The organism is Veillonella nakazawae (genome assembly GCF_013393365.1).
Taxonomy (GTDB): Bacteria; Bacillota; Negativicutes; order Veillonellales; family Veillonellaceae; genus Veillonella; species Veillonella nakazawae.
On sequence record NZ_AP022321.1, the window covers coordinates 176,262 to 193,805 of the forward strand.

The 17,544-nt window shown below is 39.4% G+C and carries 17 protein-coding genes and 1 tRNA gene; 16 read left to right on the plus strand and 2 right to left on the minus strand.

From position 1 onward, the window contains the following. The first annotated feature begins 1,486 nt into the window (after positions 1–1,486). From queF to VEIT17_RS00730, 15 genes are all read left to right on the plus strand, one after another. Complete coding sequence (gene queF, locus VEIT17_RS00660) at positions 1,487–1,984, plus strand: preQ(1) synthase (protein WP_004697960.1); 498 nt, start codon at positions 1,487–1,489, stop codon at positions 1,982–1,984. A gap of 175 nt (positions 1,985–2,159) precedes the next feature. Then, the gene (locus VEIT17_RS00665) at positions 2,160–2,846 is read left to right on the plus strand and encodes a hypothetical protein (RefSeq protein WP_242013269.1); all 687 of its coding nucleotides are present in this window, start codon (positions 2,160–2,162) and stop codon (positions 2,844–2,846) included. Between the two features lie 213 nt (positions 2,847–3,059). Beyond that, the gene (cysK, locus tag VEIT17_RS00670) at positions 3,060–3,974 is read left to right on the plus strand and encodes a cysteine synthase A (protein ID WP_178884214.1); all 915 of its coding nucleotides are present in this window, start codon (positions 3,060–3,062) and stop codon (positions 3,972–3,974) included. Positions 3,975–4,074: 100 nt separating this feature from the next. Further along, a complete protein-coding gene (gene epsC / locus VEIT17_RS00675; RefSeq protein WP_178884216.1) occupies positions 4,075–4,683 on the plus strand; it encodes a serine O-acetyltransferase EpsC in 609 nt (202 codons plus the stop codon). A 96-nt stretch (positions 4,684–4,779) separates the two neighbouring features. Beyond that, a tRNA-Ser gene (locus VEIT17_RS00680) sits at positions 4,780–4,870 on the plus strand. 203 nt (positions 4,871–5,073) lie between these two features. Beyond that, positions 5,074–5,826 carry a hypothetical protein gene (locus tag VEIT17_RS00685; protein WP_178884218.1) on the plus strand — a complete coding sequence of 251 codons (753 nt, stop codon included), beginning with the start codon at positions 5,074–5,076 and terminating at the stop codon, positions 5,824–5,826. 19 nt (positions 5,827–5,845) lie between these two features. Beyond that, the gene (locus tag VEIT17_RS00690) at positions 5,846–7,105 is read left to right on the plus strand and encodes an Nramp family divalent metal transporter (protein WP_178884220.1); all 1,260 of its coding nucleotides are present in this window, start codon (positions 5,846–5,848) and stop codon (positions 7,103–7,105) included. Between the two features lie 243 nt (positions 7,106–7,348). Continuing rightward, entirely contained in the window at positions 7,349–7,951 is a 603-nt protein-coding gene (locus VEIT17_RS00695) for a hypothetical protein (protein ID WP_178884222.1), read from the plus strand. After that, positions 7,929–8,672: a YaaA family protein gene (locus VEIT17_RS00700; protein WP_178884224.1), complete on the plus strand. Its 744-nt coding sequence runs from the start codon at positions 7,929–7,931 to the stop codon at positions 8,670–8,672. The genes VEIT17_RS00695 and VEIT17_RS00700 overlap by 23 nt, the downstream gene beginning before the upstream one ends. Continuing rightward, positions 8,659–9,795, plus strand: a complete 1,137-nt coding sequence (gene hydE / locus VEIT17_RS00705) for a [FeFe] hydrogenase H-cluster radical SAM maturase HydE (protein ID WP_242013270.1) — start codon at positions 8,659–8,661, stop codon at positions 9,793–9,795. The genes VEIT17_RS00700 and hydE overlap by 14 nt, the downstream gene beginning before the upstream one ends. Positions 9,796–9,887: 92 nt before the next feature. Further along, positions 9,888–10,553: a hypothetical protein gene (locus VEIT17_RS00710; protein ID WP_178884227.1), complete on the plus strand. Its 666-nt coding sequence runs from the start codon at positions 9,888–9,890 to the stop codon at positions 10,551–10,553. 134 nt (positions 10,554–10,687) lie between these two features. Continuing rightward, positions 10,688–12,754, plus strand: a complete 2,067-nt coding sequence (gene fusA, locus VEIT17_RS00715) for an elongation factor G (RefSeq protein ID WP_060925032.1) — start codon at positions 10,688–10,690, stop codon at positions 12,752–12,754. Between the two features lie 356 nt (positions 12,755–13,110). Beyond that, entirely contained in the window at positions 13,111–13,587 is a 477-nt protein-coding gene (locus tag VEIT17_RS00720) for a NanQ anomerase/TabA/YiaL family protein (protein ID WP_178884229.1), read from the plus strand. A gap of 4 nt (positions 13,588–13,591) precedes the next feature. After that, the gene (locus tag VEIT17_RS00725; protein WP_178884231.1) at positions 13,592–14,485 is read left to right on the plus strand and encodes a DMT family transporter; all 894 of its coding nucleotides are present in this window, start codon (positions 13,592–13,594) and stop codon (positions 14,483–14,485) included. Between the two features lie 88 nt (positions 14,486–14,573). Then, positions 14,574–15,515, plus strand: a complete 942-nt coding sequence (locus VEIT17_RS00730; protein WP_178884233.1) for a DMT family transporter — start codon at positions 14,574–14,576, stop codon at positions 15,513–15,515. A gap of 52 nt (positions 15,516–15,567) precedes the next feature. Here VEIT17_RS00730 and VEIT17_RS00735 read toward each other — a convergent pair whose 3' ends face one another. Both VEIT17_RS00735 and VEIT17_RS00740 read right to left on the minus strand, forming a co-directional pair. Beyond that, entirely contained in the window at positions 15,568–15,885 is a 318-nt protein-coding gene (locus VEIT17_RS00735) for a Fic family protein (RefSeq protein ID WP_316062022.1), read from the minus strand. After that, the gene (locus tag VEIT17_RS00740; protein WP_060925036.1) at positions 15,825–16,013 is read right to left on the minus strand and encodes a hypothetical protein; all 189 of its coding nucleotides are present in this window, start codon (positions 16,011–16,013) and stop codon (positions 15,825–15,827) included. Before VEIT17_RS00740 ends, VEIT17_RS00735 begins: the two co-directional genes overlap by 61 nt. A gap of 135 nt (positions 16,014–16,148) precedes the next feature. Between VEIT17_RS00740 and VEIT17_RS00745 the strand changes: the two genes are divergently transcribed. After that, positions 16,149–17,444: an amidohydrolase gene (locus tag VEIT17_RS00745; RefSeq protein WP_178884235.1), complete on the plus strand. Its 1,296-nt coding sequence runs from the start codon at positions 16,149–16,151 to the stop codon at positions 17,442–17,444. The last annotated feature ends 100 nt before the right edge of the window (positions 17,445–17,544 follow it).

Genomic DNA, 17,544 nt, shown 5'->3' on the forward strand with positions numbered 1-17,544 from the left:
AGATACCTTGAACCTACATATGCTAAAGATAGAATTAAATATGATTTGAAAAGGATACAGACAAATGATGCTTAAGAAAATAAAGATAGAAAAAAGAACGAGAAGTGCTTGATAAGCATTAGCATATTATTGAGGTGAAAATGTTTTTAAAAGTATTTAATTTAATCTTTTGGATTGCAATGGTGTTCTTCCTAGGAGGCATTACATTAATGTTTGTTATGGATCCTGAGGTTACTAGTGACGAGTTTTGGATATACTTCTATGGTAGTGCTTATATTATTAGTGGAATATTTATGTTGGGATGGTACTTTATATATAAGCTCTTAAAAAAATGATTATATTTGAATTAATCTTAAGATCATGATCATTTAAACCCGATAGGACGTTATAGTCTAATCTTCAGTGATAAGTGTTACTGAATGATATAGAACTATAGCGTCCTTTTACTATCTTAGTACTCTTATCATAGCCGATATATGGTGTTAAGGATGTGGCAATCATGATGGACTGTTCTAATTTTTATTATATAAACTTATATAAATTTTATGATATATTAATATTAAAATTTTAGTTGTGTTGTAAACGAGTGGTTTTAATGATAGGAATACTCATATGTTATTTTTAAAAATTTACAATTATTTTGTGAGGGGTGTTGTACTTTTCCTTCTTATAATTATTCCTTTTACTATTGTTACAAATCCTGAAATGATCAAGGATGAAGTCGATTTTTATTTTTTTGTTACTCTATATATTGTAATCCTTTTGAGCTATGTGGTATGGACCTATATTTATAACTATTTAAGTCGTAAAAGGAGTTAGTATTTGTGCATATTCATTTACCCTTAGTTTTCGTAGTCATCTTTTACTCGGCAATTGTTCTCTATTGGATCATATATAAGATACTCTTAAGAAAAAAACTTTCACCATTACTAGTATCTTTAATTGCTAATTCTAATTATAGTTTTATTAAATTTATCTCTTGGGCGATAATTATTGCATACCCCTTCATGCTTTTTAGCATGTTTTATTTCTTAGATTACATAGCTGTGCCAATTGTTATGGCTTGGTTTTTACAACCTGTTTTAGTTGCAGCTACCCTATTCAGGCAGCCATCACACAGTCGTTATTATGATTGGGCTAGAAAGAAACAGATGTATGTAGTGTGGATTGTATTCTTTTATTTCTTAGCGGTTCTAGGTATATTGAAATTCTATGATTTTTTGTAGCGTTTAAGCTGTAAAGAAAAAGTATATTCCCGTTATTGAGAATCAAGGGAAAAGTAAGAATGTCCGCTAACAATAAAAAATTTTAAAGCTGTATATATGTTTTTTGTTCTATCAATTAATTACATATATAGAACCGTAATTATAATGAGGCGAAACCTCTTATGGAATACATTTTAGAAAATAAGAACTAGAATTTCTTATGATATAATTAAGTATCACACGAATTATTTCTTATACCGTATTATAGAAAGAGGTTCCTTATGGCATCCGGCAGATCTGAAAAAGAGTTACAAGGGGTAACGATGTTAGGTCACAAGACCGATTACCCTACTGATTATGCACCACAGGTATTAGAGGCATTTGATAATAAACACCCTGATAATGATTACTTCGTTAAGTTTAATTGTCCTGAGTTCACTAGCTTGTGCCCTATGACAGGTCAACCAGACTTTGCGACAATCTACATTTCTTATGTACCAGATAAGAAAATGGTAGAGTCCAAGTCTTTGAAATTATACCTATTTAGTTTCCGCAATCACGGGGACTTTCACGAGGACTGCATCAACATCATTATGAAAGACCTTGTGAAGTTGATGGATCCTAAGTACATCGAGGTATGGGGCAAGTTTACGCCACGAGGTGGTTTGTCCATCGATCCATACGCAAACTACGGCAAGCCTGGTACAGAGTGGGAAAAGACTGCAAAAGAGCGCCTTCATTTCCACGACATGCAGCCTGAGCGCGTAGCATACCGTTAATATGGCATACGAATATTTAACAATGGTCACATCGTTCATAATGTTTTTTATGATTGGTGTGACCTTGTCTATACACCCTGCGTCGATTATGGTAGGGACGAACACCTATATAGAATCACAAACCAAATGGACTCGATGGAACGGCTATATCATTTTTGTGCTGCTCCTATTTGTTATGGATATTTTCCTAACAAATGCTATATATCTAGCCTTTTACGATATATACGGCAATCTTAAGAACATAGGCCATCTCGGTGTTGATTTTATGGATATTTTCTTTAGTGAAAGTTTCCAAGTCGTTGTAGCTGTCTTGTTTTTGCTTGTGGTATTCCAAGTTTTGGGTCTCGTCGATGTAGCCCATGGTGAAAGAAATCTATCCTTTTACTACAGCCAAGTAGAGGCGGGCAAGGAGCCGCCATCTTGGATGGAGCGATACATGGAACGTGGGAAGGGTTCGCTGGGGGCAAGTATAATAGGATACCTATACATGCTGTGGATGACCAAGCGGAGTCTGTGGACATATATTGTCTGCGTTGTGTGGTTCAAGGTACTTGCTATGCTAGTCAATGTACTAGTTTCACCTGTTATCAACCGCATTATGCACACCAATAATGAACTAGCCACACATGTGATCCTTGATCCTTATATTATTTCCTATATACTGGCAGGCTTTTTATGGGGCCATGTGGCGCTACATCATGACTTAAGTGAAGCATATAGATTGGCAAAGAGCGTTGTTATATCCTTAGTTCCTCGTCTAAGCGTATTGGTGGGGGCCGTTCTCTTTATTGGATTATCTTTAGCCATCATCTTTGTGCCTATCACGTGGGATGTGGTGGTGGACGTGCTTACAAGTAAATAAATGAACCTAGTTATTTCCTGTACTTTTGGGGTTTTAAAAGCTATTCTCATTCTCTTGACAATGAATTGATTCAGGTGTTAGAGTATGGTTGTATTAATCAGAATGCATAAACGTTTATACCCAGTGTATAGTGAGTAACAAGGTGAAATACATATCGTCCTTGGGATATTCCTGAGGACGATTTTTATCATCTGTCGCTAGAGGGAGGATCAGATGAGCATAGTAACAAATCAAACAACTGAACTGATTGGTAAAACGCCGGTATATCAATTACCAAATACCAATATTTATGTAAAACTTGAAAAATATAATGTAGGTGGCTCTGTGAAAGACCGTGCCGTTCTTGGCATGTTACAAGACGCCAAGGAGAAAGGCCGTATCCATGAGGATAGCATCATCGTAGAGGCTACAAGTGGCAATACAGGTATTGCTCTTGCCATGGTGGGCGCTATCTTACATATTAAAACTGTAATTATTATGCCTGAAAGCATGAGTAAAGAACGTCGTGAACTTATCAAGGCGTACGGTGCACAGCTCATCTTAACGCCAAAAGAAACGGGCATGAAGGGCGCTCTTGAACGAGCAAATGAAATCTTAGAGAAATATCCTAATGCGTTTACTTTGGGCCAATTTGTAAATCCTGCGAATCCAGATATACATTACCGTACTACGGGCACTGAAATCGTAGAACAAGTACCGAATGTAGACGTATTTGTGGCAGGTATCGGTACAGGTGGTACTTTCACAGGTGTTACTAGACGATTGAAAGAGCATAATCCGAATCTGAAATCTATCGCAGTGGAACCAACAGGATCTCCGGCCATTACAGAAGGTAAGGGCGGTCCACACAAAATTCAAGGTATTGGTGCGGGCTTTATTCCTGAAAACTTCGACCAAAGCTTGATGGACGGCGTACAAACTGTAAGCGACGAAGAAGCCTTTAGCGAAGTACAAACCTTTATGCGTGAAAGCGGTGTTTCTATTGGACTTTCAGCGGGGGCAGCTATCGTAGCAGCTAAGCGTATTGCACGAGAAGAACCAAAGGCGAATATAGTGGTTATTGCACCAGATGGGGTAGAAAAATATTTATCCCTTTTGGATTTTGCTAATAATGAATACGTAAAGTAACAGATTTAGCATAGATAAAACATCTTATGTATAGGAATACAGACCACATATGTTGTATACTATATATTATATGAGTAGAGTTATTTGAGATGGAGTCACTATGATGCAAGGTTTGCGCGAATTATGGGGCAAAATTCAATATAATATTAAGCGCGTAATGGATTCTGACCCAGCCGCAACAAGCGTGTGGATGGTTATTTGGACGTATCCGCATATTACGGCCTTATTCTGGCATTTCTTTGCGCACCGCCTCTATAAGGCGGGATGGCCAACCTTGGCGCGTCGTGTGGCATTACATTCTCGTCACGTAACGGGCATTGAAATTCACCCAGGTGCAACGATCGGTCGCGGTTTATTTATTGACCATGGTATGGGCGTTGTAATCGGTGAAACTGCCATCGTAGGTGATAATGTAACACTGTTCCATCAAGTAACGCTAGGCGGTATGTCCTCTAAACAGGTAAAACGCCATCCAACCATCGAAGACGAAGTGCTCATCGGTACAGGTACAAAAATCTTAGGGGATATTACTATCGGGGCGCGCACAAAAATCGGTTGTAACCTTGTTATTAAACATGATATTCCTAAAGATATGGTTATCTTTGAAACGGATCCAGAAAATATGTATGTCCGCAAACCTCGTCGTACTAATAACGGTAAGTCGGAGGAAACGAAAATCCCCGATGGCTACATAGAATACTATATTTAATATAGTAGTAAAACAAATCTGGTTCATCGAATCCATGTTGAAATAATACGATTGACAATGCCTTATTGGGTATGATATGATTACCCAGTAAAGCATGGAGGATTACTCAAGAGGCTGAAGAGGACGGTTTGCTAAATCGTTAGGGCGGGTTACCGTCGCTAGGGTTCGAATCCCTAATCCTCCGCCATGCTGAGACCTCACATCACGCGATGTGAGGTCTTTTTGTTTATTGTAGTATTTACTAGGTATGGACCTTAATGTGTAAGGACTCAAATGAGTTTAAGGTCTTGTAAATATTGATGTATACAGGCGTGTAAGGTTATAGAGTTGACGTATGACAAGGGGTTTCATATAATAGATTGTATAAAATGTAATTTTAAGGAGACTCTTATGAATATGAAATATACACGTCACATGAATTTACTTCGTCGCGCTATGGGTATCGGCACATTATGTCTTGTTGCCTCTGTTGGCTTTGTTCATGCTGAAAGCATTGCTATTCCAAGTGCACGTCCTATGGTGGATGGTGTTAGTGCTGATGTAGAAACTGTAAGAAGTTCTAGTAAAGTAGAACTTCATGCGAGTGCTGGTGTAATTACGCCAAATGATTGGACGTATACGGCATTACAAACGCTAATTAAACACGGTGCTATTACAGATACACATGGTTTTGTTTTTGATGGCAATACAAGTTATACAAAGGATGAGCTTATGCCTCTTATCGATGAGGTAGTAACCAAACGAGAACAAATGAACGAAAACGATCGCCAATATGCATTGCGCATTTATCAAGAAAATATGCGTGATGTAATGGACTATCGTATCGGTCGCGACAAGAAAGTTACCCGAGAGCGCCGTCAAAAATTAGACGAAAAACGTGCTGAAAAGGCTAAGAAATCTGGTAAAACATACCAAGTATCTAAATCTCAACAAGAGGCTTTAGATACAGCTAATGATGAAGTGGTAAAACCAGAAGAGCGCGCTTTAACAGATGAACAAATCAAAGAAAAAATGAAGAAATTCAAAATTGATGATTCTCGTGTTAAAGTAAATAATAATGTGCGCATCCGTTATACCGGTGGTAAGGATACAAAATCTAAAACCGATGCTCGCATGCAAACGGAGATGACCTTTACTCTATAACCCTTAATAAGGAGTTATAATGATTGATTTCTTAAAGAAACAGTTGTTTACTGTTCACCAAAATGGTAAGCACCAGGTGAGCGAGGCCTTTAAATTTATAGGGCCTGGCATTATCGTAACTGTAGGGTTTATCGACCCTGGCAATTGGGCGGCTAATCTTGCGGCCGGTGCTAGTTATGGTTACGAACTTTTATGGGTAGTAACACTATCTACGATTATGCTGATTTTATTGCAGCATAACGTAGCTCATTTAGGCATTGTACGGGGCCAATGCTTATCAGAATGTGCCTATGAATTCTTGCCTCGCTATGTATCTCGATTTGTGTTGAGTACAGCTGGCATTGCAGCTGCGGCAACGGCATTGGCTGAATTTATCGGCGCTGCTATTGCATTGAAAATGCTCTTTGGCATTCCGCTTCTGATAGGTAGTGTATTAACGGCCGTTATATGTACTGTTATGCTCATTACAAACTCTTATCGGAAGCTAGAGCGTATCATTGCAGGATTCGTATCCCTCATTGCCTTGGCGTACCTCGTAGAGGTCAATATGATCAATGTAGACTGGGCGGCAGCAGGCATTGGTTGGGTAGATCCTAAGATTCCGAATGAATCGATGCTCGTTATTTTGAGTATCTTAGGGGCTGTTATTATGCCTCACAATTTGTTCTTGCACTCAGAAATCATCCAAAGTCGCCAATTCAATACGCAAGATCCTTCCATAATGAAGCGCCAATTGCGTTATGAATTCCTAGACACCTTATTCTCTATGGGGATTGGGTGGATGATTAACTCCGCCATGATTTTACTGGCGGCAGCAGTGTTCTTTACTCACGGCATTGAAGTAACAGAGCTTGAACAGGCGGAGGAGTTGTTACGACCTCTCATTGGCCCTGCAGCAGGTACTATCTTTGCTATCGCATTGCTCTTTGCGGGCTTTGCCTCTTCTGCTACAGCAGGTATGGCAGGAGCGAGTATATTTGCAGGCATGTTTGGTGAGTCTTACGATATGAAAGACTTCCATACTCGATTAGGCTTGGCTTTAACATACATTCCGGCATTGCTGTTGATTGTATTTGTTACTGATTCATTCCAAGCATTGTTGATTTCTCAAATGTTCTTGAGTTTGCAACTACCTATTACAATTTTCTTGCAGCTCTATATGACGAGTAGCCGTAAGGTGATGGGGCAATATGCGAACCATACATATACGAATGTACTATTATGGGGCATTGGTATTGTTGTTACTGTTATGAATATTTACCTACTCATTGTAGGGTAATAGGAAAAGACCGTGTTAGCGGTCTTTTTTTGTATAATAGGTGTTCAAATTTATAAAGTTACATTAATCATGCAACATTATTTTATTAGAATTACTTTGTCATATAACTGGTATAGTTGTTATGTAAAAAGTGTATCCATGAATAACCATGTGGGCTATAAAATATGTTACAATTAAAGATAGTATAAATCCTGTAGGGAACATTCCCTCACCAGTGTAATAGATAGAAATTAGGAGGACCTAATGGCAGACGAAGTAAAAGTACAAGATGCAATGCAATCTGATTTTAGTGTTGTAGTAAACGACATTGCAGAGGAATTATTAACGCGCCTAAATATGGATGAGGATGGCTCTGTTATCGACATGTTCCAAACAGGTTCTTTTGATCCTTGGCAATTATTCGTGTTCTTTGGCGCTTTAGAAAAAGCTCTCGTTGATTTTAGAACTGATAAACGCAAGAAAACAGTTATTATTCACGCCCAACCTGAGGCTCTTATCGGCATTGGTCGCGTGGTAACACCTGTATCTACTATGCTCGAACACGTTCTAATGTCTCGCTTGAACGACATGAGCGAAGGTCGTCTAGAAACTGGCATGCTTACAGTATCTGCTGGCAGCATCGACTACGAAGGTGTAAATTTAAAAGGTCGTCACGTTGTTATCGTATGCGATCTTGTAGATGAAGATTCTGATTACCTTAAAGAATGCATTAATTTATGTAAAGAAATGAAAGCTAGCCATGTAGTGGCTGTGCCTCTTATGTTGTGGAATCCTGAGTTGATCGACAATTTGACAGAGGAAACTATAAAGGCGGAGTTATCCCATGAAAATCGTCCTCTCTCCTAGTAAGACCAAAACGATTACTACTGTTGGCAATGATGGGGCAGTACATACTGCGGTTCAGGACGGTCAATTTCAACCGCACATTACGCAAGACATTGTAAAACATGTGCAGTCCCTAGATGTGGCGGTCCTTGGTAAGGCTTTGAAACTCAAGGATGATAAGGCGCAGGCGCTCTTTGATTTTTATCAAGCTTTTGAGTCCCATCCTGTTGGGTTAGCTTGTGAAAGCTACGATGGCATTGCTTTCAAATATTTAGACTGGCAGAACTTGTCCGATGAGGCTAAGGCCTTCGGTGAAAGCCATCTTGTTGTGATGTCTGCCTTGTACGGCATTGTAGAGCCTACGATGGGCGTACGCGATTATCGGCTTGATATGGTGGATAAGGTAGGCATTAACTTATATGACACGTGGCGTGAAACGGTAGATGCCTACTTTCACAAGGAAGATTGGATTCTCAATCTAGCGTCTAAAGAATATGCCAAGATGGTTAACCATCCAAAGGTAGTGACCGTTGAATTTTGGGAATTACGAGGCGATGCATTTAAACAGATGAGTACGTCCTCAAAAATGAGTCGCGGTATGATGGCTCACGAATGTTTAACAGCACAAGTGAAATATGTGCGGGATTTGCCGCGCGAAGTGAATGGGTTTACCTGTGTCACTGACATAGATTTCATTACCATACCAAGCGAATCGATGACGGTTCGTTATGAAAGGAAGTGATTGTTTGCAAGTGCAAGACATCCTTGCAAAAGACCTCGTTGGCGATGAATGGCTAACAGAGGATGAGCTAAGATTTCTAATGTCTGTAACTGATGAAGAACAGTTGCAGTTAATATATAAAAAGGCTTACGAAGTGAAGGCGAAATATGTAAAGCCTGTAGCGTATTATCGGGGCCTCATCGAGTTTTCGAACCGATGCATTAAGAATTGTAATTACTGCGGTATCCGTCGTGAAAATGACAAGACGGAACGCTTTGATATGAATCGAGAAGATATTATCAAGATGGCACAGTGGGCGTATGACCATGAATATGGTTCTATTACGTTACAATCTGGTGAACGCAGTGATGATATATTCGTCGATTATGTGGTAGATCTCATTCGCGATATTAAGGCCATCGGCGATGGTTCCCTTGGCATTACGATGTGCGTAGGGGAGCAAAGCGAGGAGGCGTACCGCCGCATGCGTGAAGCCGGTGCGAGCCGTTATTTATTGCGCATTGAAACAACAAATAAAGAGCTATATCATAAAATTCATCCTCAAGATGAACTACACTCTTTTGAAACGCGCATTGAATGCTTACGTAGCTTGCGCCGCGTAGGTTTCCAAGTAGGTACAGGCGTCATGATTGGTTTGCCAGGCCAAACAGAGGAAGATTTAGTGAACGATATCTTGTTCTATCGCGACATGGATATCGACATGATCGGTATGGGACCATATGTGGTACATCACGATACGCCGCTAGGCCAAGAAGCATTAGCTATGGGCATCGATGATGAAACTGGTAAATTGCGCCGTATTCAATTAGGCCTTAAGATGATTGCGTTAACCCGCTTATTCTTGAAAGATGTCAATATTGCAGCTACTACGGCATTACAAGCTTTGGATAAACTGGGCCGTGAAAAGGGACTTGCTGCGGGTGCCAATATTTTGATGCCTATCATTACAATCCCTGAACATCGGGCAAAGTATTTGTTATATGACAACAAACCTTGCGTAGATGATAATGCAGACAAATGTAAAGACTGCTTAACGCGCCGCGTTATGTCCATTGGTGATACCGTTGGGTGGAAGCAAAATGGTGACTCCAAACATTACGGTAAACGGACGGGAGAGTTTTAGTTTTCTCTGTGTATCTAATTCATTGATCCTATTATAAGTTTTGGGGTAGTTTTATCTATATATAGATGGGGCCCCATTACATGAGGTGTATTATGGAGACAAAATGGTATTCTGATTTTTGGCAGTTATTTGCGAATCCGTTTAAAGGCGGTATTGATCAAGTTGTACAATCGGGGACATTGCAAAAAGGATTCTGGGGCACTGTATTCTTGTGGGCTATCCCATATATTATATTGGCTTTATTTGGGACTATGTTAATTCCCTTTCTCCCTCATAATGAATTTACTGCTTTAACCTATTTACTCGGTATCGGTGCCAGCTTTATATTCATCTTTGCATGGCTTATTAGTATCGGCTGGTCCTTTGTGATGGTGGCCATCGGTTCGTATGTATATAACTGGGTTATCACTAAGATGGGTGGTACCGACAACGTACAAGCGATTATGAAAGTTAGTTGGTATTTACAAGGGTATGGGGTACTATTATTTAGTATTGGTTATACGATAATCTTGGTTTTAATGGGCATGTTAGGTTTAGCATTCGATAGTAGGGCTTTTGCTGGTGTTATCTATTTTGTAGGAACAATAGCCTTACTTGTTATATCCATTTGGGTATCCTTAGAACTTATGGCAACACAAGTAATGCTTACGAAGATGAAAGTATTCATTGCTAGTATCTTAACGTCCATAATCTTCGCTATAATTTGGGCACTTTTCATGGCACTTCTTAGTGGCTGTGCCTCTTTAATGGGTAGATAATACTCATATATAAATTAATATTAATAAAGAGTCCTCTTTTTTTGATAAATTTTTTCGGAAAAAGAGGACTTTTCTATTTGGGTGTCGAAATGTATTAGCAAAAGCCGTAATTTGCCATTAAGGAGGCGATTCCGATGAAAGAGTACAGTAGTGATAAAATTAGAAATGTTGCTGTTGTTTCCCACGATGGTGCGGGTAAAACAGCTCTTGTCGAATCTTTGTTGTTAACCTCTGGTGCGGTTGATTTCGTAGGTAAAGGCCAAGACAATAAACATATTATGGACTTTGAACCTGAAGAAATTAAACGTAACGTAACAATCCAATTGGGCATGGCTCCATGTGAATGGCATGACCATAAGGTTAACTTCGTAGATACTCCAGGCTATAATGAATTCCATGGTGAAGTTCGTGCCGCTTTGCGTGCCTGCGATGGTATGTTGATGGTACTATCCGCCACATCTGGTGTAGAAACTGACACAGTTCGCGCATGGGATTATGCAGTTGAATTACAAATGCCACGTATGGCATTTATCAATAAAATGGATGTTGATGGTGCCGATTTCTTCGGTACTATTGAAAGAATGCGGGAATTATTTGGCAAAGGCATTATGCCATTGCAGATTCCTATCGGTGAAGGCGCCAACTTTGAAGGCGTCGTAGACGTAGCAAAAATGACTGCGTTTACTTACAAGGACGGCCAACCAACAGAGATTGCTGTACCAGCTCACCTTATCGAAAAGGCTCAAGAAATTCGGGAAATGACCGTAGAAGCCGCGGCTGAAGGTAGCGATGAATTGTTGGAAAAATATTTAGAAGGCGAAGAATTATCCTTAGAGGAAATTCGCCAAGGCTTGCGTGAAGGGATGATTAGTGGCCGTGTGTGCCCAATCATGTGTGGCAGTGCCACATCTCGTATTGGCCTAGATCAAGTATTGGATCGTATGATCCGTTACATGCCGGATGCAACTAAAAAAGTGATGACCGCAACTGATGCGGAAACCGGCGAACAATGTGTAGTACATGTAGATAAACCTTTAACTGCATTCGTATTTAAAACATTGTTAGACCCATTCGCAGGCAAACAAAGCTTTGTACGTATCTTCTCTGGTGAACTAAAAGAAGGCGATCGCCTTTATGATGTAAACCAAGGTGTAGAAGAAAAATGGGGCAAGATGGTTACCCTTATTGGGAAGCAACAAATCCCTGTATCTGCCGCTAAAGCTGGCGATATCGTAGTGATACCGAAATTAGCAAATGCTAAGACTGGCGATACATTAACTGCTCCTGACTTTAAAGTGACATACGACGCTATCCGTTTCCCTCAACCTCTATACACAGTGGCATTGGAACCTGTGAAAAAAGGTGAGGAGGAAAAATTAGCTGGTGCTGTTCTAAAAGTAGCAGAAGAAGATCCTACTTGCGTAGTAGTGAAAAATGCTGAGGCCCGTCAACTACAAATCGATTGTATGGGCGAGGTTCATCTCGAGCATATCCTCAACAAAATGGATCGTAAATATGGCGTACAAGCTAAACTTGTGACTCCATATATTCCATACCGCGAAACAATTAAAGGCTCCGCTGAAACCGAGTCTAAATATAAGAAACAAAGTGGCGGTCATGGTCAATATGGTCACGTTAAGATTCAAGTGGACCCATTATACGATGGAAGCGAATTTGCATTCGTAGACAAAATCTTTGGTGGTGCTGTACCTAAACAATACATACCAGCAGTGGAAAAGGGTGCCAAAGAAACCCTAGATAAAGGCTTAATTGCGGGATATCCTATGATTGGCGTGCAAGTGACACTCTTGGATGGATCTTACCATAGCGTAGACTCCTCAGAGTTAGCATTTAAAGTAGCTACGTCACAAGCTATCAAGGATGTAATTCCTAAGGCGAAACCAGTCCTATTAGAACCAATCTATGAAGTTAACGTGTTTGCACCAGATGCTTTCATGGGCGACATCATGGGTGATTTGAATAGCCGTCGAGGTCGTGTATTAGGCATGGAACAAAGTGAAAGAACAGGTATTTCTGTTGTTAAAGCACAAGTACCATTGGCTGAAATGGCCGACTATGTAACTGCATTGCGCTCTATCACTCAAGGACAAGGCGTATTTAACCGTCAGTTCTATACTTATGAAGAGGTTCCACATAAGCAAGCGGAAGAAATTATCGCTGCTCGTAAGACTCAAGAATAAAGTTAAGAACATGTCCACGTACTGTATCAAATACAGTTAGAATCACTACAACTGAATAGATAATTGCATATCGTAACAACTTAATAGCATAACAATTGACGTAAGTCATAAATTTGAATAGTATTTTACACGAGCCCTCCATATATGTAGCGTATGGAGGGCTTTTACTATGATTTGAAATAGATTAGGATAGGCTTAATCGATAACGGAGAATATTGGGGCCTAATCATTGGTATGTATAGATGCAGTGGAAATAATAGAATTGCTAGTCCTTTATGTATATATGTGCTAACATTAAGATAATATAATTGCTTATGTATCGGGTGTTATTTCCATGTATCGGGAAAGGATCGTATATGTTTTTCTCTAGCATTACTGCAGATTATACAAAAATGGGTTATCCTAAAGCCATCGTACGAGCTTTAGATTTCTTAAAAAATACAGATTTGAAAGCATTGCCAGGCGGCCGTCATACCATTGAAGGGGACATGATGTACGCCAATGTAGACGATGTAGAAACAAAATTGTTTGAAACTACAAAACCTGAGTCTCATCGCAACTATGTAGATATTCAATTCATGGTAGATGGGGAAGAAAATATGGGCTTTTTTGTAGATAAAGGCCTCGTAAAGCCTGTGGAGTCTCATCCAGATCGTGATTGTTATTTCTACCCAAACGAAGCTGTCGATGAAGGACACATCCACTGTCTAGAAGGGTACTATACAGTATTCTTCCCATCTGATATCCATAGACCACTATTAGCTGTTAATGATAAGCCTATTAAAATTCGCAAGGTTGTTGTAAAAGTACATGTAGATCTCTTAGGCGACTAATCCTATGAAGCGATATGAAATTATAGGTGTCTTACTAACCCTATTAGGTGCTGTTTTATGGGGCGTATCAGGTGCTTCAGTACAGTTCTTAAGTAACTTTAGGGATATGAACTTGGAATGGCTAGTCACCATGCGATTAATTACAGCAGGACTATTGACTGTTGTCTATGCATGGTTTAAATATGGTAATTCTATCTTCCATGTCTTTCGTAGTTTGAAAGATACGGTAGGGCTTATCGTTTTTGGCGTATTTGGCATGGCTTTATGCCAATATACATACTTTAAATCCATTGCTTTAGCAGGGGCCGGTATTGCGACGGTGCTTCAATACTTGGCGCCATCAATGATTATTATTTATATGCTAGCCCGTTATGGTAAAAGGCCCTCTAAAGGGGAAATTATTTCCGTTATACTGGCCTTGGTAGGTACGATTTGTTTGATGGGGAATGATGGCTTTTCTATGGAGCAATTTCCACTGGCAGTGCTCGTATGGGGACTTCTATCTGCTGTAGGGGTCTCTGTATATAGTGTTTCTCCTGTAGATTTACTATATAAATATGGAACTTTGCCGATTGTAGGATTTGGTATGCTTCTCAGTGGTATTGTTGCTGCCATTTTATTTCATCAGCCTAATTCGTATGCTATGTGGGATGTATGGACTGTTATTGGCTGTTTCAATGTTGTCTTTTTGGGGACTATCGTATCCTTTAATGCTTATTTAGAAGGTGTTAAGAGAATAGGTGCAGTACCAGGATCAATCCTGTCATCTATTGAACCAATTTCGGCAGCTTTCTTTGGATGGGCTTTGTTAGACAACCAATTTAGTGCATTAGGGTTAATTGGCATGGCCATGATTATTGCTACAGTTATTATAATTGCTCTAGAAAAACGTACATAGTTTGAGGTCTCTTTGCTGGATATTGCGGTTTAGAGGCCTCTTTGTTATGATTGTACATAATGTGAAAGTAGTTGTGATAGGAGGTTGTATGGAGAAAAAACAATGGAAAGGTATGGCCCTTGCCATTTTAGGTGCCCTATTTTGGGGGCTTTCAGGCACATCTGTACAATTCCTAGAAAATGCAAAGCATATCAATGTGGAGTGGCTACTAGAAGCGCGTTTGCTCATAGCAGGTATATTGACGATAGGACTTGCTTATATAAGGGATGGTAAGCGTATTTTCTCTATCTTTACAGAACCTAAGGATATAGGAAAATTATTAGTATTTGGTATTTTAGGTATTGCTTTATCTCAGTACTCATACTTCAAGGCCATTGCCATTTCAGGAGTCGGTATTGCTACGGTCCTTCAATATGTTGCGCCTACGCTGATCATCATCTATTTGTTTTTGAGATACTTTAAAAAGCCATCTGTACCAGAGTTTTTCTGTATTATATTAGCCTTAGTGGGAACACTCTGTATCGTCATGCAAGAAGGGCTAGATGTTTCGAACTTTAATGTGCTTGCTTTATTCTGGGGGCTTGTATCGGCAGCTAGTATCTGTGTATATACATTGCAACCTATTGAGCTATTAAAGAAATATGGCACCACATCCATTGTGGGCTTTGCCATGTTTATCTGTGGTATTTTATCTTTAGCCATGTTTCAACAAGTAGAATCAGAAGCCCTCTGGGATGGCATGACCTGGTTAGGATTATTCGCCATCATCATACTTGGTACAGTCGTATCCTTTAATGCTTATATGGAAGGGGTTAGACTCATTGGTGCTATACAAGGCTCTATACTTTCATCATTAGAACCAATCTCAGCAGCGATCTTTGGATGGGTATTGCTAGGGAATCATCTTACGCTGGTCGGTATTTTTGGCATGATTTGTATCATTGCAACCGTATTCATTATCGCCTGGGATCGACACCGTCAAATTAAACGAGAAGTACTAGAAAAACTGAATAAAGTAGAAATGAAATAAACAAACGAAAACACATATACCATGAGGTATATGTGTTTTTTGTAATCAAATATTATATTTTTTCTAATATTTTTTCAAATAATAGTTCTAGTTTCTGTAAGTCGCCATGTACGGTTCCGTCCATATAGGTATTATATACAGTATCATCTTCAGAAACACGAATTTGAGCTTTATACCCCTTTGATAATGCTAATACTCGAATAACTTCACGTTGTGTGCGACCATTACCTTCCCTAAATGGATGAAAGAAATTTAGGCAATCTAAGATTTTAGCTAAGTTCTTAATTATACTTTCTTTTGTATTGGTTCTTAGCCAATTTGTAGTTCCTTCCTTCTGTTTGTAACATAATTTTTTAATTCTAGAACTGATTCAGTTGTAGGAGTGAAGTCTTCAATCATAGATGAACCTACGGCATACCAAACTGCATCAAAGTCCTCATAATTATCAAATTGTACATCTAAAATGGTGAGTTTTTCTTTATTAACATTTAATGTCATAGGCACCTCCTTTGTTACTATTATTATATCATAGCTAGTCTCTTTATATTGTATACATGACCTATTTGGTTGACTATTTACTTATCTATTCATATAGTTAATATATAAGTACTAATTAATTTTTAGGAGGTTCCTATGTCTGTAAAAGATTTTGTACAACAACGCCGCGATGATTTTATCGCTATGCGTCGAGATTTTCATATGTATCCAGAGCCAGCTTGGCTCGAATATCGTTCTGCCGCTAAAGTAGCTGAAAAGCTAATTGCCTTAGGTTATGATGTGGCACTCGGTGCAGAAGTGCTTGATTTAGATTCTCGTATGGGTTTGCCTAGCGAGGATGTTATGAAAGCGGCAATGGCTCGTGCTATGGATGAAGGTGCTGATCCTGAACTAGTAGAGAAGATGGGCTATGGTAAAACAGCTATTGTGGCAACTATGAAGTTTAGTGATGATGGTCCTGTAGTAGCGTTCCGTGCAGATATGGATTCCAATGATGTAATCGAATCTAAAGCATCTAACCATACTCCTGCTAAGAATGGTTTCCGTTCCCGCCATGAGAAGGCTATGCATGCTTGTGGTCATGATACACATATGACAATGGGCCTTGGTCTTGCTGAATATATTGCTACACATAAGGATGGCTTGAAGGGTACTATTAAACTGATCTTCCAACCAGCAGAGGAAGGCGTACGTGGTGCTAAAGCGATGGTAAAGGCTGGCGTAGTAGATGACGTAGATTTGATGTTCGGCATGCATATCGGATTTAATGAACAGTTATCTAATTGCTTTGCTTGTAGTGATCATGGCTTTTTAGCGACTACAAAACTTGATGCTGTATTCCATGGTTATTCTTCCCATGCAGGTGGTTCTCCAGAAAAGGCTCAAAATGCCATGCTTGCAGGCTGTACAGCTGTGCTTAACTTACAAGCCATTGCTCGCCATAGTGGGGGTGCATCACGCATGAATGTAGGTGTTTTTGAAAGTGGTACAGGTCGCAATGTTACTCCTGATGTAGCAACACTTAAATTAGAAACTCGTGGTGCTACTACAGAGATCAATGATTATATGATTGAACGCACTAAGACCATTATTAAAGGTGCCGCAGAAATGCATGATTGTACCTTTGAAATTACAAAACAAGGTGAAACTCCTGCAGGCCGTATTAGCGATGATTTAGCTCGCGAAGTACAATCTATCATTGAACCATTAGGTATCTTTAAAGAAGTTCCATTCGATTATAGCGGTGGCGGTAGTGAAGACTGTGCTTACTTCTTAAATCGTGTTATTGATCGTGGTGGTCGAGCAACCTATATGGTATTGGGCTCAGCTATTAAAGCACCTCATCATAATCCACTCTTCGATATCGATGAAGAAGATATGTTAAATGGCATTGTTGCATTAGGTACAATTGCTACTCACTATTTAAAATAGGCTATATTGATTGAGATATTGCGATGTATATATCCAAACTATAGATGCATAACTATATAGATGCATAACTATATAGATGCATAACTATATAGATAGATGC